The sequence below is a fragment of the Streptomyces sp. NPDC001339 genome, from assembly GCF_042895955.1.
In the GTDB taxonomy this organism is placed as follows: Bacteria; Actinomycetota; Actinomycetes; order Streptomycetales; family Streptomycetaceae; genus Streptomyces.
Map to the genome: position 1 here is coordinate 112449 of NZ_JBIAWT010000011.1, position 20153 is coordinate 132601.

Sequence of the window (20153 nt, forward strand, 5' to 3'; positions counted from 1 at the left end):
CCCGAGACGGATCTTTGGACGGGTCCCGGGAACCACCTGACCCGGGCCGTGGTGCGTGGCGGCGCCGCCGGGCAGGTACGGTCATGCCGTGAGCCCGAATAACACCAAGGACACCCACGACAAGCTGCCGATCCGGATGCTGCACGACCGCGTGCTGGTCCGGACGGACATCCCCGAGGGCGAGCGGCGCTCGTCCGGCGGCATCGTCATCCCCGCGACCGCGGCCGTCGGCCGCCGCCTGGCCTGGGCCGAAGTGGTCGCGGTGGGACAGAACGTGCGGACCGTCGAGGTAGGGGACCGGGTGCTCTACGACCCGGAGGACCGGGCCGAGGTCGAGGTGCGCGGTGTGGCGTATGTGCTGATGCGCGAGCGCGATCTGCACGCGGTGGCCGCGGAGCGGCTGGAGGGCACCGAGGACGCGACCGGGCTGTATCTGTAGAGCCCGCATCTGTAGAGCCCGCGAAAACGGGCGGTGACCGAGGTCACCGCCCGTTTTGTCTGCCCTTTGCTAGCCTCGGGAGAACCCGACGAGACGCGCCGTACCGGGTCAGGACAAGACGACGCACCCCTGTTGAAGCTCGTATTCCACGGAGGTGCCGTCATGGCATGGATCCTGCTCGCGATCGCCGGTCTGCTGGAGGTCGGCTGGTCGATCGGGATGAAGTTCACCGACGGCTTCACCCGGCTGTGGCCCAGTGTGTTCACCGGCGCGGGCATCGTCGCCAGCATGCTGCTGCTCTCGTACGCGGCCCGGAGCCTGCCGATCGGCACGGCCTACGGGGTGTGGGTCGGGATCGGCGCGGCCGGTGCGGCGGTGGTCGGGATGGTGGTGCTCGGTGAGCCCGCGACGGCGGCCCGGATCTTCTTCATCTGCCTGCTGTTGGTGGCGGTGGTCGGTCTCAAGGCGACGTCCGGGCACTGAACCCCTGCCCCCCCTGTGGGCCGGCCGGTCAGTCCCCCCAGTCTCTCTTCAGGCGCCAGTCCAGATCATCGTCCCCGGAGCCCGTGGTCGGGAAGTCGTTGGTGGGTTCGGTGGCCGGCGGGGTCTCCGGGGGGACGGTGGGGGAGCCCGGGCCGGTGGTCGGCGGGGTGGGGGCCGTGGTGCCCGTGCCCGTGCCGGTGGGGGAGGGGGACGGGCCGCCGGGGGACGGGGAGGCCGGGCTTCCGCCGGCGGAGGGTGAGGCGCTGCCGGAGGGGTCGTCGGAGGGCGAGGGCTCGGCGCCGGGGGCGAGTTGCAGGTCGAAGTTGCGGGCGGGGCGGGAGGAGAGGGCGGCCGCGGTGTAGTCGGCCCAGATCTGGGCGGGGAAGTCGCCGCCGTTGACCCGGGGCAGGCCGCCGGCGCCGTACAGCGGCTCCTGTGCGGCGCTCTCCGGGTGCTGGCCCAGTACGGCGACGACGGTGGCGAGGTCGGGCGTGTAGCCGGCGAACCAGGCGGCCTTGTCGTTCTCCGCGGTGCCGGTCTTGCCGGCCGCCGGCCGTCCGGCGCCCTGGGCCGCGGTGCCGGTGCCGTTCTCGACGACGTCACGCAGGATCGAGGTGGTGGTGTCGGCGGCCTCGCGCGGGAGGGCGGTGGTCTCCTCGCGGTCGGGGAGCGAGAGGTCCTCGTCGTTCTTGGTGACCTTGTCGACGAGGCTGTAGGGCCGGTGGGTGCCGTGCTGGGCGAGGGTGGCGTACGCCTGCGTCATGTCCAGCACGCTGGGGGTGGCGGTGCCCAGGGAGATCGCGCCCCGGGACGCGGCCAGGCCCGGGGTGTCGGCGGGGATGCCCAGGTCGACGGCGGTGGCCTTGACCTTGTCGGGGCCGACGTCGATGCCCATCTGGGCGTAGACGGCGTTGACGGACTTGTCGGTGGCCTCGGTGACGGTGACCGGGCCGTAGGACCGGTCGTCCTCGTTGGCGGGGGCGAAGCCGGTGGCGCGGCCGTGGCTGACCGTCATCCGCTTGTTGGTGCCGTCGTAGACGGTGTGCGGGGTGATGGTGTCGCCGTCCTGGGTGGTGGAGTGGTGCTGTACGGCGGAGGCGAAGACGATCGGCTTGAAGGTGGAGCCGACCTGGTAGTCGCTGCGGGTGGCGCCGTTGACGTACTGCTTGGCGAAGTCGATGCCGCCGTAGAGGGCGACGACCCGGCCGGTCCTGGGGTCGATGGAGGCGCCGCCGGCCCGGACGAAGCGGTCGACCGGTCGGGAGTCGTCGAGCCGGTCCATCAGGCGGGTGTCGACGGCCTTGACGAAGGCGTTCTGGCGTTGCTTGCTGATCGTCGTGGTGATGCGGTAGCCGCCGGCCCGCAGGGTGTCCTCGTCGAGGATGTGATGGCCCCTCAGGTACTCCTTGACGGCTTCGACGAGGTAGCCGCGCTGGCCGGCCAGGCCGGGGGAGGTTTTGGCGGGCCTGGGCTCGGGGAACCGCGTCGCGGCCCGTTCGCCGGGGCTGAGCCACTTCTGCTTGACCATGCCGTCCAGGACGTAGTTCCACCGGGCCAGCACCCGCGGCTTGTTCCCCGGGTGGGCGGTGATGTCGTAGAGGCTGGGGGCGTTGAGGAGGGTGGCGAGGTAGGCGCCCTGAGCGAGGGTCAGCTCTTCCGCGTCACGGCCGTAGTAGGCCTGGGCGGCGGCCTGGATGCCGTAGGCGTTGCGGCCGTAGTAGCTGGAGTTGAGGTAGCCGAGCAGGATGTTGTCCTTGCTCACCTCGCGGTCCAGCTTGATGGCGATGAAGAACTCCTTGGCCTTGCGGGTCAGGGTCTGCTCCTGGCCGAGGTAGTAGTTCTTCACGTACTGCTGGGTGATGGTGGAGCCGGACTGCCTGCCCTTGCCGGTGGCGGTGTTCCAGGCGGCGCGCAGCATGGCCGCCGGGTCGACCGCGGACTCGGAGTAGAAGTCGCGGTCCTCGGCGGCGAGTACGGCCCGCTGGACGTGCCGGGGGACCTGACTGAGCTGTACGTTCTGCCGGTTGACGTCGCCGTCGCGGGCCAGTTCCGAGCCGTCGGAGTAGAGGTAGATGTTGCTCTGGGCCTTGGCGGCGCTGTTGGCCGGCGGGATGTCGACGAGCAGGTAGCCGGCGACCAGGGCGCCGACGAGGAGCAGCAGGAACAGCAGTACGGTGCCGAGCATGGTGCGCCAGGTGGGGAGGGCGCGGCGCCAGCCTGTGCGTTGTCCGCTCATGTCGGTATGGACTCCTCGGCGGCCGCCGGAGGTTGTACCGCGGCGGGGATGGATGTCGTGTCGGGGCATTCGCGCCGTACGCCGGAGAGCAACGGTCGCCCGTTGAAGGCGACTGCCGCCCGTTGGGCAACTTTCGCATCATGCGTCCCGGCCGGCGGGGGTGGCGCGCACCTGGGACCGCCACCTGACCGGCCGGATGGCGCCCATGCCTCACCCGAAAGGGTGGTAATTCGATGGTGCCCGCGGCGTCCACGACTTAGGCTCCGGTGCTTTGCCGGCGGATACGGACGGACTGTCCGCCGCGGTACGGGAACGGGCGGGGGGAGCACGGCGTGTGGTACGTGGCGGTGGCGGCCGGCAGCTTCCGGCGATACGCCACCTATCGGGTCGCCACGGCGGCGGGGGTGTTCACCAACACCGTCTTCGGTTTCATCGTCGCGTACACCTACCTCGCGCTGTGGGACGCCCGGCCGCACCTGGGCGGCTACGACCAGGCGCAGGCGCTGACGTTCGTGTGGACCGCGCAGGCGCTGCTGGCGGCGGCCGCGCTGATGGGCGGCGGGGGCCTGGACGAGCTGCAGGAGCGGATCCGTACCGGCGATATCGCGGTGGACCTGTACCGGCCGGCGGATCTCCAGGTGTGGTGGCTCGCGGCGGATCTGGGACGGGCGGCGCTGCAGCTGATCGGCCGCGGGGTGGTCCCGATGGCGGTGGGTGCGCTGGCCTTTCCGCTGGCGCTGCCCGGGGACGTGGCGACCTGGGGCTGGTTCCTGGTGTCGGTGCTGTTCGGTGTGGTGGTCAGCTTCGGGCTGCGGTATCTGGTCGCACTGGCCGCGTTCTGGCTGCTGGACAGCTCGGGGCTGGCCCTGATCGCCGGTCTGGCCTGCTTGTTCTTCTCGGGGATGCTGCTGCCGCTGCGGGTCTTCCCGGGCGGCTTCGGTGAGGTGGCCCAGCTGCTGCCGTGGGCGGCGGTGCTCCAGGTGCCGGCCGATGTGCTGCTGGGGGTGCGCACCGGCGACGGCCTGGTGAACGGGCTGCTGTTCCAGGTGGCGTGGGGCCTGGCGCTGCTGGCGCTGGGCCGGCTGGTGCAGTCGGCGGCGACCAGGAAGGTGGTGGTGCAGGGTGGCTGAGATCCGCGGAGCCGGCAGGGTGGCTCAGGGGCTGTACGCGTACGGGCTGATCGTGCGGATGTGGGTGCGCTCCACGCTCGCCTACCGGGCGTCCTTCGCGATGATGACGGTCGGCAACTTCGCGGCCTGCGGGCTGGACTTCGTCGCGATCATGCTGATGTTCTCGCAGGTCGACGCGCTGGGCGGGTTCTCGCTGCCCGAGGTGGCCTTCCTGTACGGCACCTCCGGGGCCGCGCTGGGCCTGGCGGATCTGCTGCTGGGCAGTATGGACCGGCTGGGCCGGCGGGTCCGCGACGGCACCCTGGACGTCCTGCTGCTGCGTCCCGTGCCGGTCTTCGCGCAGGTCGCCGCGGACCGCTTCGCGCTGCGCCGGCTGGGCCGGATCAGCCAGGCTCTGCTGATCCTCGGCTGGTCGCTGACCCGGCTGGACGTGGACTGGACGGCGGGCCGGGTGCTGATGGTGCCGCTGATGGTGCTGTGCGGTACGGCCATCTTCGCGGCGGTGTTCACCACGGGCGCCGCGTTCCAGTTCTGGGCGCAGGACGCGGCCGAGGTGCAGAACTCCTTCACCTACGGCGGCAACACCCTGTTGCAGTACCCGCCGACGGTGTTCGCCAAGGACCTGGTGCGCGGCGTCACCTTCCTCGTCCCGCTGGCCTTCGTCAACTGGCTGCCCGCGCTGCGCCTGCTGGGCCGTGACGATCCGCTGGGGCTGCCGGGCTGGGTGGACTTCCTGGGCCCGGCGGTGGCGGCACTGATGTGCGCGGGCGCCGCACTGGCCTGGCGCACCGGGCTGCGGGCGTACCGGAGCACCGGAAGCTGACGACGGCTCAAAGAACGGACGGAGAGCGCATGCTGAGCGGGAGCGGGAGCGGGAGCGGGGACGGGAGCGGGAGCCGGGACGGGGACGGCGCCGCGGCGGAGCGGCCGCTGATCGAGGTCGACGGCGTCGAGAAGGTCTTCTCGGTGCGGCGCAAGGCGGGCCGGCTGCGCCGGGTCCGCCAGGAGGTGCGGGCCGTGGACGGCATCACCTTCCGGGTGCCGCGCGGTGAGATGGTCGGCTACATCGGCCCGAACGGTGCGGGGAAGTCCACCACCATCAAGATGCTCACCGGCATCCTCACCCCCAGCGGCGGCCGGCTGCGGGTCGCGGGTATCGACCCCGCCCGCGAACGCACCCGGCTGGCCCGCCGGATCGGGGTGGTCTTCGGTCAGCGCACCACGCTGTGGTGGGACCTGCCGCTGCGGGACTCGTACGAGCTGGTGCGCCGGATGTACCGGGTCCCGGACGCCGTCTACCGCGCCAACCTGGACCGCTGTGTGGAACTGCTCGACCTGGCCCCGCTGCTGGCCGTCCCGGTACGCCAGCTCTCCCTCGGCCAGCGGATGCGCGGGGACATAGCGGCGGCGCTGCTGCACGACCCGGAGGTGCTCTATCTGGACGAGCCGACCATCGGGCTCGACGTCATCAGCAAGGCGAAGGTCCGCGGCTTCCTCCGCGAGGTGAACGCCGAGCGCGGCACCACGGTCCTGCTGACCACCCACGACCTGACCGACATCGAGCAGTTGTGCCGCCGGGTGATGGTCATCGACCACGGGCATCTGGTCTACGACGGCGGGCTGGACGGTCTGCGGGCGGCCGGCGACGGCGAGCGGACGCTGGTGGTGGACCTGGAACGGGAGCTGCCGCCCATCGAGGGCGTCCCGGGCGCCCGTACGGTCAGGGTCGAGGGCCCCCGCCAGTGGCTGGCGTTCCCGGCGGCGGGGAGCGCGGCGCCGCTGGTCACCGCGATCGCCGAACGCTATCCGCTGGTGGACCTGTCGGTGCGGGAGCCGGACATCGAGGGGGTGATCGCCCGGCTGTACGCGGCGGGCGGCCGTCCTGGAGTCCGGTCGGAAGCGCCCTAGCCGTCCCGGCCACAGCGCCGCCGATGCCGCCTACACCCGCCGATGCCACCCACAGCGCCGCCGGTGCCGCCTACAGCGCCGCCGGTGCCGCCTGGCGCAGGCGGTCGAGGTCGACGGCGTCGGCCATCGCGAGGTAGCCCCCGTCGCTGGGGTGGAGGTGGTCGCCGGAGTCGTAGGCGGGGAACAGCCGGTCCGGGGAGGCGGGGTCGCGGAGGGCCGCGTCGAAGTCGACGACCTCGTCGTAGACGGTGCCGGAGCGGATGATGCGGTTGACCCGTTCGCGGACCGCGTCCAGCCGGTCCGAGTAGCCGCGGTGTCCGCCGAACGGCAGGAGGGTGGCGCCGGTGACCCGCACCCCGCGGGCGTGCGCCTGGCGGACGAGCTGCCGCATGCCCGCGACGATCTTCTCCGGGTCGAGCTGGCGCGGGGACTTGAGGAGGTCGTTGACGCCGATCTCGACGATCACCGCCCGCACGCCCGGACGGGAGAGGGCGTCACGCTCGAAGCGGGAGAGCAGGCTGGGTCCGTTGTTGGGGGAGAACCTGCCGCCGTCGAGCAGCAGGCGGTTGCCGCTGATGCCCTGGTTGAGGACGCCGTAGCGCGGTGCGCCGGGCTCGTCGCGCAGCCGTGCCGCGAGGAAGTCGGTCCAGCGGTGGTTGGCACCGGCGGTGGAGGTGATGCCGTCGGTGATCGAGTCGCCGATCGCCACGACCGTGCCGTGCGCCTTGGCGCTCCAGACGTCCACGCCGGTCAGGTAGCGCCAGTACGGGCTCTGCTCGGTGTACGCGGCACCCGTGGCGTCCTCGGCGCGGTCGCCGCGCGCCAGGTAGGAGGTCTGCCGGGCGTACGGGTGGTACGTGGCGGGGCCCGAGGGGGACGGGGAGTAGGTGGTGACCAGCACGTCCGTGTCACCGGGCACCGCCAGCCGCACCGGGTCGCTGGTGACCGCGCCGCCGGCCGGGACGGTCACCGCGGGCTTGCCGTCGAAGGCCAGCCGGCGCATGGTGCCGGCCGCGGCGGTGGGGTCGCTGGGGGCCAGGGCGAGGGCCAGCGAGGCGTGGCCGACCACCAGCGGGCGGGTGCCGTAGAGGTTGGACAGCCGGATACGGACGGCGGAGCCGCCGACGCTGGTGTGCACGACGTTCCGCATCGACATCCCGGCGTACCCGTCCAGGGTGCCGGGCTCGGCCGCCGCCGCGGACGCCGACCAGGTGCCGACCCACTGACCGGAGACCGCGGGTTCCGCGGGGCCGTGCGGCGTGTGCGGGTCGCGGCCCGGGCCGCCGTCCGGGCCGCCGAAACCGACGAATATCGCGGTCGAGATCAGCACCACCGCGGACGCCAGGCCGACGAGCGGCGTGTAACCCACACTTCCCACACTTCCCACACTTCTCTTCATACGGGAGCGGTCTCCTGGGTGAAGCGGAGCGGGGTGCTCCGGGCGGGCAAGGGCGGCGGATGATCAGCGGCACCGTTGCGGTCCGTCAGCGGCACCGTTGCGGTCCGATCGGGCTTTCATGATCCCACGGACCTCCCGGAAGCCGCCTGGGGCTCCGCCCGGCGCTTCGGTGGCGGAGACGCCGGGAACTCGTGGCGCGTTCCGGGAGTAGGTCACAGTGGGACGGGGGACCCATGGCCGGACACCACGGCCCGACCGGTGGCCGGACGTGCGGCGCAGGACGGGCCGCGGCGATCACGGGCCGCAGGACGACGGGGGCAGGCAGGAGCGGTGGAGCGGATGGAACGCACTCAGGCGGATGCGGGTCCGCATCGGGAGACCACCCCGATGGCGGGCGCCCGGAAGGGCCCGGCGGGGCCCGGCGGCTTCGCGTACGACGCGGCCGACGCGGCGCGCCGGCGTGCCGTACGCCGGATGAAGACGCTGGCCACCGGTCTGCTGCTGGCCGTCGCGCTGGTGTACATCCTGGCGAGGTGGGCCGGGAACGCCGGGGCGGGCGGCTGGACCGGGTTCGTCGCCGCGGCGGCGGAGGCAGGGATGGTCGGTGCGCTGGCCGACTGGTTCGCGGTCACCGCGCTGTTCAAGCGGCCGATGGGGCTGCCGATCCCGCACACCGCCATCATTCCGACGAAGAAGGATCAGCTGGGACAGAGCCTTGGCGAGTTCGTCGGCGAGAACTTCCTCTCCGGCGAGGTGGTACGGCGCCGGCTGCGCTCCGTGGGCATCGGCCGCCGCCTCGGCGGCTGGCTCGCCGAACCGAAGAACGCCGACCGGGTCACCGCCGAACTGTCCACCGCGCTGCGCGGCGCGCTGACCGTCCTGCGCGACTCCGACGTCCAGGCGGTGGTCGGCGAGGCGATCACCCGCCGCGCGGACGCCCAGGAGATCGCGCCGGGCATCGGCACGATGCTGGAGAAGGTCGTCGCCGAGGGCGGTCACAAGCGGGTGGTGGACCTGGTCGTCGCCCGCGCCCACGACTGGCTGGTCGAGCACGGCGACTCCGTCATGGGGGCGGTCTCCGGCGGTGCTCCCGGATGGACCCCGCGGTTCGTCGACCGCAAGGTGGGCGAACGGGTCTACCGGGAGCTGCTGCGCTTCGTCACCGAGATGCGGGACATGCCGGAGCACCCGGCGCGCGGCGCCATCGACCGGTTCCTGCGGGACTTCGCGGACGATCTGCAGACCGACCCGGACACCCGGGCCAAGGTGGAGCGGCTGAAGTCCGAGGTCCTCGGCCGCGGCGAGGTGCAGGATCTGATCGCCTCGGCCTGGGGCGCGGTCCGCGCGATGATCGTGGCCGCCGCCGAGGACGAGCGCAGCGAACTGCGGCTGCGGGTGCGCGCGGCGCTGCTGTCCCTGGGCCGCCGGCTCTCCGACGAGCAGCGGTTGCAGGGCAAGGTGGACGGCTGGCTGGAGGGCGCGGCGGTGTACGTGGTGACCACGTACCAGGGCGAGATCACCTCCCTGATCACCGACACCGTCGCCGGCTGGGACGCCGAGCACACCTCGAAGAAGATCGAGGCACACATCGGCCGTGACCTCCAGTTCATCCGGATCAACGGCACGGTCGTCGGCGCGCTGGCGGGCCTGGCGATCTACACGGTGTCGCAGGTCTTCGGCGGGTGACGGGCTTACGGGCCGACGGGCCGACGGGCCGACGGGGCGGCGGGCGCTGGGCGAGGGGCGGCGGGTGAGCGGGCGGCGGGGTGACGGGCCGGCGGCCGGAACCGGGCACCGGTCTGTCCGTACGGGGCCGGGGCGGTCCGTCCGTACGAGCCGGGGCCGGGACCGGCCCGCGCGGTGGCGCCGTTAGGCTCGTGGGTTGTGCTCTCCCACTCCTCCGGCGGACGGCCCCCGGGCCGCAGGCGTCCCGGCCGTCCCACGCTGCTGTGGCTCCTGGTCCCCTACCTGCTCCACCTGGGCGTACTGCCCCTGGTGAACCGGGTGACCCCCACCGTCCTCGGCCTCCCCTTCCTCTTCTTCTGGCTGCTGCTGGCCACCCTGCTGACCCCGGTCGCGGTGTGGCTGGCCCGGCGCGGTGACAACAAGCGGTGCGGTGACAACAAGCGGGGGCGGGCATGAACGCCGCCGTCGCGACCTCGGTCTTCGGGGCCTTCATGGTGCTCACCGTGGCCCTCGGCCTGCTCGCGGTACGCGGCAGGGGCGGGGGCGGAGGCCTGGCGGAGTGGTCGGTCGGCGGCCGCAGCATGGGCACCGTCTTCATCTGGGTGCTCATGGCCGGCGAGGGCTACACCAGCTTCAGCTACCTCGGCGCGGCCGGCTGGGGCTACAACACCGGTGCCCCCGTGCTGTACGTGCTGGCCTATATGTCCTGCGGCTATGCGATCGGGTACGTCGTGGGCCCGATGCTGTGGGCCTACGCCCGTCGGCACGGCCTGGTCGGCATCACCGACATCGTCGCGCACCGCTACCGCCGGCCCTGGCTCGGCGCCGCCGTCGCCCTGCTCGCCACGGTCTGCCTGCTGCCGTACATCCAGCTGCAGATCACCGGCATGGGTGTGGTCGTCTCGACGATCTCCTACGGGACCATCAGCCTCAACTGGGCCTACTTCATAGGCTTCGCGGTCACCACCGCCTTCGTCGTGATCAGCGGGCTGCGCGGCAGCGCCTGGGTCTCCGTCCTCAAGGACGTCCTGGTCATCGCCACCCTGGGCTTCCTCGCGGTCTATGTGCCGCTGCACTACTTCGACGGCTACGGGCCCTTCATGGACCGGATCGTCGCCGAGAAGCCGCAGTGGCTGACCTTCCCCGGGCATGGCTCGGGCGGCCTGGGGCAGCTCTGGTTCCTCACCACCACCGTCGTCAACTCCCTCACCGTGGTGATCTTCCCGACGACCGTGGCGGGCTATCTGGGCGCCCGCAACGCCGACGCGCTGCGCCGCAACGCGATGTACCTCCCCTTCTACAACGTGCTGCTGTTCGTGCCGATGCTGCTGGGCATGGCGGCGCTGTTCGTGGTGCCGGGGCTGACCGGCGCGGACTCGAACCTGGCGCTCTTCAAGCTGGTGGTGGACTCCCTTCCGGCCTGGGCAGTGGGCGTGATCGGGGTGGCCGCCGCCCTCTCCTCCATCGTGCCGATGGCCGTGTTCATGCTGGTCATCGGCACGATGTGGGGGAGGAGCGTGCTGGGCGCGATCCCCAGGCTCGCGAACCGGCAGCAGAACCGCCAGAAGCTGTGGTCGCAGCTGGTCGTGGTGGCGGCCGGCGCGGTGGCGCTGCTGCTGACCTACACCGCCCCCAGCACCCTCGTCCGGCTGTCCCTGATCTCGTACGAGGGCATGGCGCAGCTGGTACCGATGCTGCTGCTGGGACTGGTGTGGCGGCGGCTGACGCTCCGTGCCGCGGTGAGCGGCCTGGCGGCGGGCTTCTCCTTGGTCTGCGTCCTGGTCTTCCGGGGGCACGACCCGGTGTGGGGGGTGAACGCGGGGCTCGTCGGGCTCGTCGTCAATGTGGCGGTGGCGCTGGCGGTCACCTGGCTGGGACCGCGCGACACGGACGACGACCGGCCGGACGCCGAAGTGCTGGCGCTGGACGACGTGTTCCCCGCGGATTCCCCCGAGAGCTCCCGCGAGGACTCCCCCGAGAGCTCCTCAGAGGTCTCCCCCGAGGATTCCCCCGAGGACTCCCCAGAGGAGGGGGCCGATCCGGTCAGGGCGTCGTCGCCGTCGTCGTGACCTTCTTGCCGTCCTTGGAGACCGCGAACCACAGGCCCATCTTGCCCTGGCCCGTGATGTCCCCCGGCTGCTTGTCGCCGGTGAAGGTGTAGACGGGCCAGCAGTCGACGGCGAGCTGGCGCAGCCCGTCCGGGCGGGTGACGGTGGTGATCAGCTTGGGCGGGATGCCCGTCAGCTTGGAGCGGTCGGCGGGCTTGACGGGCTTCCAGGTGTCCAGGCAGGTGTCGTTGCAGCCGAACTTCATCGGCCAGGCGCTGTCCTTGTTGAAGCGGTAGAGGGTCATGCCCTTGCCGTCGACGAGGATCTCGCCGAGCTCGGGCTGGCGGAACACCGAGACGTCACCGGTCTGCTGCTCGCCGGCCTTCGCGCCGTCGGCGGCCAGGGCGTGCCAGGTGCCGCCGACGCCCTCGCCCTTGGTCTCGCCGGGCGCGGTGTCCTTGGCGTAGCGGTAGGCGGGCCAGCCGCCGATGGTCAGCTGCTCGGTGCCGTCGGTGCGGGTGACCGACCCCAGCGCGCTCTTGGCGATCCCCGCGGGTACGGAGGCGCCGTCGGAGGGGACCGGCGGCCAGGCGGTGGCACAGGAGCCCGAGCAGTTGGACTGCGGCGGTTTCGCGGTGTCCTTGTCGAAGCGGTAGAGGGTCATGCCCTTGGAGTCGGTGACGACGGGGCCGAGCTTGGCGTCCGCGCGCAGCGCCAGCGTCCCGGCACCCGGCCCGGCCGCCGCGGGTTCGCTGCCGCTGCCGCCGCTGCCGCCGGAGCCCGACGCGCTGCCGCCGGAGCCGGACGCGCCGTAGCCGTAGTCACTGGTGCCCTGCCCGGCGGGCTGGACGGTGTCGGTGGTGGGCGTGGTGGTGCCGGCGCCCTGGCTGCCGCTGCTGCCGCAGGCGGCGGTGAGTGCCAGGGTGGCGACCGCCGCGGTCGCGAGGCCCGCACGACGTCGCATGCTCATGGTGTCTCCTCGTTGTCCGTTGAGTTGTCCGTCGAGTTGTCGGTTGAGTCGGTTGAGTTGGTTGAGTCGTTCGTCGGTTGTCCGTGGAGCGGGGGCGGGTGGGGTTCTGGGGAGGGAATGCTCGGAAGGTTCTGGAGGAGCTCAAGAACCGGTCCCGGACGGTCAGTTGCCGGCCTGTACCCGTAGCGCCAGTGCCGGGCAGCGGCGCACCGCGAGCTGCGCGCGGCGCCGCATCCGGGCCGGCAGCGGCATGCTGGCCCGCTCCGGATAGCCGTCCGGGCCGAGCTTGACCACACCGGGCACCACATCGGCGCACAGGCCGTGGCCCCGGCACAGCGTCCAGTCGACCAGCAGCCGCTCCCGCGGCGGGGCGGACTCCGGCGTGGCGGCGGGGGCGGGGGTGGGGCTGGGCAGGGGAGAAGGCGGCGTCCGGTGCCCGGTGACCGGCAGCGCCCCGATCACCGGGCGGCCGCACCCGAACCCGTACGCATGGCGCTCGAACTCCTCGGGGAAGGCCGCGAGGGCCGAGGCGACGAAACGCGCGGTACCGTCCGGGTGGCTGCACGCACCGCGCCTCTCCACGGCCCGCATCCGGGCCCGTACGGCGTCCAGAGCGCCCTCGCCGCCGCCCCGTACGGCCTGGGCGAGGGCATCGGCGAGCGCCGGCAGCCCCAGTACGCAGGGGCCGCACTGCCCGGCCGACTCGGCGGCCATCCACTGTGCGACCCGTACCGTCTCACCGGCCGGACAGGTCTCGTACGGCATCGGCAGCACCGCCCCCGCGCCGAGCACCGCACCGTGGCCGGCCAGCGCCTCCCGGGACAGCGTCGCGGTCCGGGCGTCGGCGGGGGAGAGGAAGGTGCCGTGGTAGCCGCCGAGCAGGACGCCAAGCCCCGGATCGGACCCGCACAGGGCGAGGACCTGGGTGAGGGAGACCCCGTAGGGGACCTCGACGACCCGGCTGCCGCCGACGGTCAGCAGCAGCGTGCCGGGCTCCGTGGGCAGCCCCACCGTGCGGTAGCCGAGCGCGCCGAGCCGGGCGGCGACGGCGAGTTGGGCGTAGGTCTCGGTGTTCGACAGCAGCGTCGGCACCCCGTTCAGACCCCGCTCGCTGGAGCGGACCTTACGGCCCGACGGCAGCCCCGGCCCGCCGCTCAGCCCGCTGGTCATCGCCGTGCCCTCGCCGGTGACGAACCGCTCGGTCAGCAGGGTGACCCGCAACAGCGGCCGGACCGGCCCGCGTTCGCGGATCGCCCGCCGCACCGACACCTCGACATCCGTACGGGTCACTCCGACGGCGACCTCCTGCGCGCCGAGCGCGTCGGCGGCCAGCAGCGCCCCGTCCAGCACCAGATGCGGGGCGTGCAGCAGCAGCGCGGTGTCCTTCAGGCAACTCGGCTCGCCCTCACTCCCGTTGACGACCACCGCGCCCTTCCCCTCGGCCCGCCGCATCCCGGCCATGACGGCCGTCAGCTTCCGCGCGAACGGGAAGCCGGCGCCGCCCCGGCCGCGCAGATCGGTGTCCTCGGCGAGCGCCACCAACTCCTGTGGGGAGAGCCGCGGCAGGCCGCCGTGCAAGGCCAGATGAGCCACCCGGTCCATCCGCGGCACCTCGTCGAGCCCGGCCAGCAGCCGCGGCGGCCCGACGGACGCCAGCGTCGGCAGGGACGCAGGCGTCGGCAGGGACGCAGACGTTGGCAGGGACGCAGGCGTCGGTCCGGTCGGTACGGATGCCGGCGTCGGCACGGACTCCGGTCCGGGCGTGAGCACCGGCAGCAGGCGGGTGCGCGCGGAAGCGGAGGAGGGAGTGGGAGCGAGGGTGGGAGCAGGTGCGGAGGCGGGGGCAGGGGCGGGGGCGGTCATGAGCGGCGTTCTCCGGGTTCTCCTGATGTTGATTTCCTGCGGGAATCGCGCAGCCGCAGGGCCAGCCGTCCGGCCACCGCGGCAAGGCATACGGCGTATCCGGCGACGGCCCAACCAGCGGCCGGACGGCCCGACTTCAGTCCGTGCACCAGGGCCAGCGCCCAGGCGAGGTACGCGCTCATATGCAGCGCCCGCCACCAGCGGGACGTGGCGGCGCCGGTGAACGCACCGCGCACCGCACCGGTCACCGCGACCGCGACGAACGCATACGCGGCGAGCGTGCCCAGGCCGATGAGCACCGGCCGGGCGGCGTCGGTGAACGGCACCGCGACCGACGCCGCACCGGCACGTCCCCCGGCGACCTTCACCCAGATGTGCAGCCCCAGGAAGCCGAGTCCGGCGGCGCCGGTGCCGCGGTGCACGGCCTGGGCGAGCAGCCGGTGGCCGGAGCGCAGCACCATCCGGTCCGTGGCGGCCAGCCCCCACAGCACCGTCACCGACAGCGAGACCAGTGCGAGCACTCCGGCGCCGTAATCCAGGAAGCGCATCAGGGTGTCCATCGCGCCGGAGTGCAGGGTGACGGCGAGGAAGAGCAGCAACGCAGCCGGAAGTGCCGGACGCAGCAGGGCTGTTGAGGGGAGGCGGCCCGCCGGGCGACGGACCGGCGGCCGGGATTCGCCCGGCTGCCGGAGTTCGCCCGGAGGTCGGGGTTCGCCCGGCGGGCGGCGGGGGCGGGGAGCGGCCGGTGAGGGACGCGCGCGGTGGCGGCTCCGGCGGCTCTCCAGGTGCGGTACGGACAATCGAACCTCCGTTGTCGAGGCGCGGGGACGCAGGTGCGGGGACGCAGGTGCGGGACGGACGCGGGAATGCGTACGGCTCGGGGCGGATGCGGGAGTGCGTATGGCTCGAGATGGCTGCGGGGTGCGTACGGCTCGGGATGGCCGCGGACGCGAATTCCGAGGAAATTTCCCCACGGCGGTATTTGCCCGGCGGCTTTTGTATGGGTGACCGCCGGTAACGCAAACCTTCCGTAACCAGCCGTATGCGTAGGGCCGTTATGTGGCCGTGATCCCGTTGTGATCCGGGTGCCGAAAGCATCACCGAGTGCGTTCGGGCTTTCGTAAGGTTTATCGCGCTGTGACAAATTCCGGTACCGGCGTCGCGAACGCGCGCCGGGACTCCGGATGATGCCCACTCAGACACACGGGGCGCTCCGACGCCCTTGTCCAAGCCGCATCCCCGCCAGGATCGAGGTAGCGATGTGTGATCTGCTGAACCGCATCTGGTCGCGTCCCCGAGGCGAGTGGAGCCGGGTGGTGAGAAAAGAACTCCCGGACCTCGCCACGCAATTGGTCGCGGAGTTGCAGCGGGGATTTCCCGCATTGGCGGCGCTTCTCGGTGATACCCCCGTAGAAGAGGCGCAATGGGCCCTGGAACAGGCTCTGCTGACAGTTCTGGGTTACCAAAAAGAGTCAGAAAGTAAACGTCCGGAGGGTCCGGAGCGTCCGGGGGTGTCGGAGGCATCGTCCGTCGTCACGCCGATGCCCGTCGCACGCGCCCGCCAGGACCTCTTCGAGGTGCTCGCCGGACAGCGTGAGGTGCCCGGCGAAGGCCTCGGCGAGCTGGCCCGCGCGGCCGGCTGGCCGGTCCCCGAAGCCCTCCAGGCCGTCGTCCTCGCCACCTCCGCCGAGGTGCCCCAACTCGCCGCCGCCCTGGGCCATGCCCTCATCGGCACCGTCGACGGCTACACCTGCCTCTTCGTGCCCGACCCGGCCACCCAGACCCGCCCCCGCCTGGAAGCGGCCCTCAAGGGCCGCCCGTCGGCCGTCGGCCACGTCGTCCCATCGACCGACACCGCGTCATCCCTCCGCTGGGCCCGCTACCTGCTCACCCTCGCCCCCGCCCGGGTGGGACCCGACGCACGCCCCGCCTTCGTCGACGATCACCTCTCGGCCCTCCTGCTCCTCCAGGACGAGTCCCTCGCCGACGCGCTGACCTCCCGCTGGCTCGGCCCCCTGGAGGAGCTGACCCCCCGCCAGAGCGAACGCCTCGAAGTGACCCTGCTGGCCTGGCTGGAGGGCGGCGGCGCCCCCGAGGCGGCCAAGCTCCTGCACGTACACCCCCAGACGGTCCGCTACCGCCTCCGGCAGATAGAAAAACTCTTCGGCCCGGTCCTGCGCGACCCCCGCGCCCGCTTCGAACTGGAGATGGCCCTCCGCGGCCGCCGCCTGATGGCCCATGTCCGCACCTACCGTGCCCGCGCGGGCCGCCGGGCCCGTGCGGCGGCCTCGTCGATCCGGCCACTGGGCGTGGCCCGCGAGGCCCGTGTCAACGGGCTGTGACCGAGGGCGGATTCGTCTCCGCGCGGCCCCGGGCCCTGGTCCCGACGCTGGTCCCGACTCTGGCCCTGGTCCCGTCCCTGGCCCTGGCCCTGGCCCTGGTCCTGGCCCGGAAGAACCTCCGGGCCGGGGCCGCCGACCTGCGGCACTTCACCCACCGCGGCGACACCATGACGTACGGCCAAAAACTTCCTGGCAACGGTCACCCTGGAACGGCCAGCCTGGTCCCCGCGAAGATCTGCGCCGCCACCGGTACGCCCGGCCGGCCGGACCGCAGTCGCCGAAATCCCTGATCGGGAAGGAAGCCCATGAAGAACGCGTCGTTGTCGCTGCCGCGTCGCCGCCCGGCCCACAAGGCCACGCTCGCCGCCGCCACCGGCCTCGCCCTGGCCGCCCTCCTCGCCCCGCCGGCGACCGCACAGCCCGCACAGCCCGCAGGTACGCAGCCTGCGGGCACACAGTCCGCGGGCACGCAGCCCGCAGGTGCGCAGTCCGCAAGCAGACAGTCCACCGGAACGCGGGCCGAGCCCATCACACCCGGTAAGCCCTATTACCTGCTGGCCTCCAGCAAGGAGGACCGGGGTGTCACCTTCGAGCCGTACGCCGACTGGGACTACGCCCTGCTGACGGACTCGGCGCACTCGAGCGGCACCGCCGTGGTCTTCGAGAAGCGGGACGACGGCTACGTCATCAAGTCGACCAGGTCCAACTGGTCCGGCTACAACGTCTGGTGCGCCGGCAGCAGTGGCATCAGGCTGGACAGAGAAGGCGGCTGCAACACCCACTGGCAGCTCTTCCCGACGTATGCCGGTTACCTCCTCAAGACGGCGACGGGCGACGACTACCTGGCCAACCCCGCGGGCCGGGGCAAGCAGTGGCTCCAGGCCGTCGATTCCGACCGCGCCGGTTCCCGCGAGTTCACCGCCTTCAAGCCGATCGCAGCGGAATAGCCCGTAACTCCTCCCCCTTACAGGGCCCCTGGAATTCGTCCTTCCGGATCGCCTTCCGGGGCCCTGTCCGCTCGGGGGCTCAGAACAGCGCGTCGGCGAGCAGGTCGAGCTGGTCGGTGTCCGAGGACCAGCAGTAGAGCATGACCTCGTCGGCGCCGATGCCGGTGAAGGCCTCGGCCGCCTCGCGGATCTCCTGCGGCGTGGTGAGCAGACCGTTCGCCACCTGCTCCGCGCGACCGGTGAACGCGTAGTACTCGCTGAGGTTGTGCCTGGCCCGTCGCACGGTGCTCTCCGGCCCGAGGGCGACGTTCACCTGGGCGACCAGGCGGGGGCGGCCGGGGCGGCCGTACTTCTCCCAGGCCGCCTCGACGTCGCGGAACAGGCCGGACATGGGCTGCGGCGGCAGCGCGGCACCCAGGAAACCGTCGCCGAACCGGCCGACCCGCTCGAGCGCCGCCGGGGCGAAGCCGCCGAAGAGCACCTCCGGCCCGCCGGGCGTCGCGGGACCGGGACCGATGGGTCCGACGCCTTCGCCGTACGGCTCACCGGACCAGGTCCGGCGCAGCAGCGTCATCTGCTCGTCGAGGCGGTGGCCACGGCGGTGGAGGTCGATGCCCGCGGCCAGGAAGTCGTCCTCGCGGCCGCCGACGCCGATGCCGAGGGTGAAACGGCCGCCCGACATACGGTCGAGGGTCGCCGTCTGCTTGGCGAGGATGGCGGTGCTGTACACGGGCGCGATGAGCACCTCGGTCTGGAGGCGGATCCGGGAGGTGGCACCGGCGAGGGCCGCGAGGGTGACCAGGGGTTCGGGATTGTCGAAGACGAGCCGGTCGAGCAGACCGAGCGTGCTGAACGGGCCCGCGTCGGCGCGCCGGGCCCAGCTCAGCAGCAGGGCGGGGTCGTCGATGGGAAGGCCAAGACCGATCTTCAAGAGAGGAATCCTCCGGAGGGCATGCCGAAAAGGGTGCCGCCCCTCCATGGCTCCGCGTGGTTCACGCGGGCTCGCTCCGTTCTGCGGCGTGGATCCAGAGAGCGTGTTCGTCAGAGTGCCGTGACCGTAACGCGCCCGCCCGAACCCGGCAACTCCTTTTCGGGAGGGAGGACGGACGGCGGCGCCGGTGCGCGGGGTGGGCTGCGGCGCCGCCGTCCGTCGGACCGCTGTCGTCCGGACCGCTGTCGTCCGGGCAGCTATCGGCAACGGCGGCCGGTGTTGATGCAGTTGACCGCTTTGTTCATCAGAGCGTCCGGCATCACATTGATGAAGTCGCCGTGGTCGGTGACCGGTTTGCGCAGCTGTTCCGGGAAGCTGTCGACGGCGAAACCGGTTCCCGGGGGGACGTCGTAGGTGACCCGCTCGACGAGCTGGGGGATGCGCCGGAAATTGTTGCGGCAGTTGCCGTTCCGGTCGGAGAAGGCCACATGGGTGCGGTGGTTCGCGCTGTCGGTGTCGCGGCCGTCCCAGCAGTTCTGGAATGCGAAGGTGCGGACCACCTGGGACCCGTTCGGGCAGAGCGGGTACCTGTCCTTCAGCTGGCGGTCCTCGAAGCCGGTGCAGCTCCAGGAGGCGTTGGCGTTCTGGGTGCCGTTGGTGAAGGCCTTCGCGTCGCCGGTGATGACGCGGAGGAAGCGCGGCATCGCCTGGACGGCGCCGGCCTGGCTGCCGCGGTAGGTGAGGGTGACGGTGGCCGGTGTCAGAACCGAGCCGATGTTGCCGTCCAGCGCGGCGCCCGGCTTCCGCTCCGCGTTCTGGTCGAGCCGGCGCAGCACCGGCCAGTAGTAGGTGGACTGATCGCCGTTGCCGCAGGTGGTGCCGGAGGCGGCGAGGGACCGGTCGGAGGAGAAGCCGTCGGTGGAGGTGTTGCCGACGTAGTCGTGGGTGTGGTGGGCGCCGTTTCTGACGCCCGGGGTGACGATGACGTTGTCGGAGTTGAAGTGGCCTTGTTCGTTGCGGCCGCACTCGGTGGTGAAGGTGCCGGTCGTGGCGTTACGTCCCCGGGGGGCGGCGAACGGCGGTGCGTCCGCGTTCGGTTGGACGGTGGTGATGTCGACGAAGTCGGCGGGGGAGGGGCCGCCGGGCAGGCCCTGGCCCTGGCCCTGGCCCTGGCCCTGGCCCTGGTTCTGGTCCCGATCCTGGTCCCGATTCTGGTTCTGGCCCTGGTACCAGCCGTCCCTGGTGGACTTGGTGGCGTCGAAGCCGTCGGCACCTGCGCCCTCGTTGACGGGCTTGGTGGTGCAGCCGCTCATTGTGCTCAGATAGCCGGGCCGTTCAGCGTCCTTGGCGATGGCGCTGATGATCGTGCCGATAGTGCGGTCCCGTTGCTGCTGGAGCCGGGGGAGAAGGGCACCGCTGTCGGTGCCGCCCATCATCTCGTGGTAGGCGTCGTGGACTTGGCGGTCGAGGGTGGCCAGGCCCTGGGAGACCTGGAGTTGGGCGCTGCGCGGTACCTGGCGGAGCCGTTCGCCGACATCGGGGCACGAGAGCGTGGTGGCCATGACGGTGCGGTGCCGCTGATGACCCTCGGCTGCCTCGGGGGCCGAGCCGCCGGCCAGGGCCGTGGTGGCGACCGCTGCCAGCCCGCCGCCGCCCAGCAGGAGCGCGGCCGCTGCCACCACCATTCTGTTCGTCAGGCGGGAGCGTTTGTGGACGGGCTGGCCTGGCCCGTGTCCTTGTCGTTGCCTCATGGGATCACTTCGATTCGTCC

Annotated in this window: 18 protein-coding genes and 1 riboswitch; of the genes, 11 read left to right on the forward strand and 7 right to left on the reverse strand. The window is 72.2% G+C overall.

The genetic code is table 11. The features are described from left to right. The first annotated feature begins 136 nt into the window (after positions 1-136). Positions 137-439 carry a GroES family chaperonin gene (locus tag ACFY12_RS28705; RefSeq protein ID WP_390718938.1) on the forward strand — a complete coding sequence of 101 codons (303 nt, stop codon included), beginning with the start codon at positions 137-139 and terminating at the stop codon, positions 437-439. 57 nt (positions 440-496) lie between these two features. Then, positions 497-567: riboswitch (guanidine-III (ykkC-III) riboswitch) on the forward strand. Positions 568-601: 34 nt separating this feature from the next. Beyond that, entirely contained in the window at positions 602-922 is a 321-nt protein-coding gene (locus tag ACFY12_RS28710; protein WP_390718814.1) for a DMT family transporter, read from the forward strand. 28 nt (positions 923-950) lie between these two features. Here ACFY12_RS28710 and ACFY12_RS28715 read toward each other — a convergent pair whose 3' ends face one another. After that, complete coding sequence (locus tag ACFY12_RS28715) at positions 951-3227, reverse strand: transglycosylase domain-containing protein (protein ID WP_390718815.1); 2277 nt, start codon at positions 3225-3227, stop codon at positions 951-953. Between the two features lie 263 nt (positions 3228-3490). Between ACFY12_RS28715 and ACFY12_RS28720 the strand changes: the two genes are divergently transcribed. From ACFY12_RS28720 to ACFY12_RS28730, 3 genes are read left to right on the forward strand one after another with little or no spacing between them, the layout of a single operon-like run. Next, a complete protein-coding gene (locus ACFY12_RS28720; RefSeq protein ID WP_390718816.1) occupies positions 3491-4288 on the forward strand; it encodes an ABC transporter permease in 798 nt (265 codons plus the stop codon). A 58-nt stretch (positions 4289-4346) separates the two neighbouring features. Then, entirely contained in the window at positions 4347-5111 is a 765-nt protein-coding gene (locus ACFY12_RS28725; protein WP_390718939.1) for an ABC transporter permease, read from the forward strand. Between the two features lie 29 nt (positions 5112-5140). Next, positions 5141-6196 carry an ATP-binding cassette domain-containing protein gene (locus ACFY12_RS28730; protein ID WP_390718817.1) on the forward strand — a complete coding sequence of 352 codons (1056 nt, stop codon included), beginning with the start codon at positions 5141-5143 and terminating at the stop codon, positions 6194-6196. Between the two features lie 70 nt (positions 6197-6266). Here the strand turns inward: ACFY12_RS28730 and ACFY12_RS28735 are convergent, their stop codons facing one another. After that, positions 6267-7595 carry an SGNH/GDSL hydrolase family protein gene (locus ACFY12_RS28735; RefSeq protein WP_390718818.1) on the reverse strand — a complete coding sequence of 443 codons (1329 nt, stop codon included), beginning with the start codon at positions 7593-7595 and terminating at the stop codon, positions 6267-6269. Between the two features lie 339 nt (positions 7596-7934). Between ACFY12_RS28735 and ACFY12_RS28740 the strand changes: the two genes are divergently transcribed. The 3 genes from ACFY12_RS28740 (at position 7935) to ACFY12_RS28750 (ending at position 11350) form a co-directional block, all read left to right on the forward strand. Continuing rightward, on the forward strand, positions 7935-9281 hold the full coding sequence (locus ACFY12_RS28740) for a DUF445 domain-containing protein (RefSeq protein WP_390718819.1): 1347 nt from the start codon (positions 7935-7937) through the stop codon (positions 9279-9281). Positions 9282-9479: 198 nt separating this feature from the next. Beyond that, positions 9480-9737, forward strand: coding sequence for a DUF3311 domain-containing protein (locus ACFY12_RS28745; RefSeq protein ID WP_390718820.1), 258 nt, complete (start codon positions 9480-9482; stop codon positions 9735-9737). Then, positions 9734-11350, forward strand: a complete 1617-nt coding sequence (locus tag ACFY12_RS28750; protein ID WP_390718821.1) for a sodium:solute symporter — start codon at positions 9734-9736, stop codon at positions 11348-11350. Before ACFY12_RS28745 ends, ACFY12_RS28750 begins: the two co-directional genes overlap by 4 nt. On the opposite strand, the gene ACFY12_RS28755 is transcribed toward ACFY12_RS28750, so the two are convergent. The 3 genes from ACFY12_RS28755 to ACFY12_RS28765 all read right to left on the reverse strand — a co-directional run bounded on the left by ACFY12_RS28755 (position 11325) and on the right by ACFY12_RS28765 (position 14962). Then, the gene (locus ACFY12_RS28755; protein WP_390718822.1) at positions 11325-12299 is read right to left on the reverse strand and encodes an SCO0930 family lipoprotein; all 975 of its coding nucleotides are present in this window, start codon (positions 12297-12299) and stop codon (positions 11325-11327) included. The two genes, ACFY12_RS28750 and ACFY12_RS28755, sit on opposite strands and share 26 nt — an antisense overlap. A 162-nt stretch (positions 12300-12461) precedes the next feature. Then, on the reverse strand, positions 12462-14162 hold the full coding sequence (locus tag ACFY12_RS28760) for an NADH-ubiquinone oxidoreductase-F iron-sulfur binding region domain-containing protein (protein ID WP_390718823.1): 1701 nt from the start codon (positions 14160-14162) through the stop codon (positions 12462-12464). Next, positions 14159-14962, reverse strand: a complete 804-nt coding sequence (locus ACFY12_RS28765; protein ID WP_390718824.1) for a hypothetical protein — start codon at positions 14960-14962, stop codon at positions 14159-14161. The genes ACFY12_RS28760 and ACFY12_RS28765 overlap by 4 nt, the downstream gene beginning before the upstream one ends. A 741-nt stretch (positions 14963-15703) precedes the next feature. On the opposite strand from ACFY12_RS28765, the gene ACFY12_RS28770 reads away from it, so the two are divergent. Genes ACFY12_RS28770 through ACFY12_RS28780 form a run of 3 tightly spaced genes read left to right on the forward strand, consistent with a single transcriptional unit; the run spans position 15704 to position 17451 of the window. Further along, the gene (locus tag ACFY12_RS28770) at positions 15704-16504 is read left to right on the forward strand and encodes a PucR family transcriptional regulator (RefSeq protein ID WP_390718825.1); all 801 of its coding nucleotides are present in this window, start codon (positions 15704-15706) and stop codon (positions 16502-16504) included. Further along, on the forward strand, positions 16501-16794 hold the full coding sequence (locus tag ACFY12_RS28775; protein ID WP_390718826.1) for a hypothetical protein: 294 nt from the start codon (positions 16501-16503) through the stop codon (positions 16792-16794). The genes ACFY12_RS28770 and ACFY12_RS28775 overlap by 4 nt, the downstream gene beginning before the upstream one ends. 15 nt (positions 16795-16809) lie before the next feature. Continuing rightward, positions 16810-17451: a hypothetical protein gene (locus ACFY12_RS28780; RefSeq protein ID WP_390718827.1), complete on the forward strand. Its 642-nt coding sequence runs from the start codon at positions 16810-16812 to the stop codon at positions 17449-17451. Between the two features lie 79 nt (positions 17452-17530). Here ACFY12_RS28780 and ACFY12_RS28785 read toward each other — a convergent pair whose 3' ends face one another. After that, entirely contained in the window at positions 17531-18382 is an 852-nt protein-coding gene (locus ACFY12_RS28785; RefSeq protein WP_390718828.1) for an LLM class flavin-dependent oxidoreductase, read from the reverse strand. Between the two features lie 257 nt (positions 18383-18639). Beyond that, positions 18640-20067: a DUF1996 domain-containing protein gene (locus ACFY12_RS28790; RefSeq protein WP_390718829.1), complete on the reverse strand. Its 1428-nt coding sequence runs from the start codon at positions 20065-20067 to the stop codon at positions 18640-18642. Positions 20068-20153: the final 86 nt, after the last annotated feature.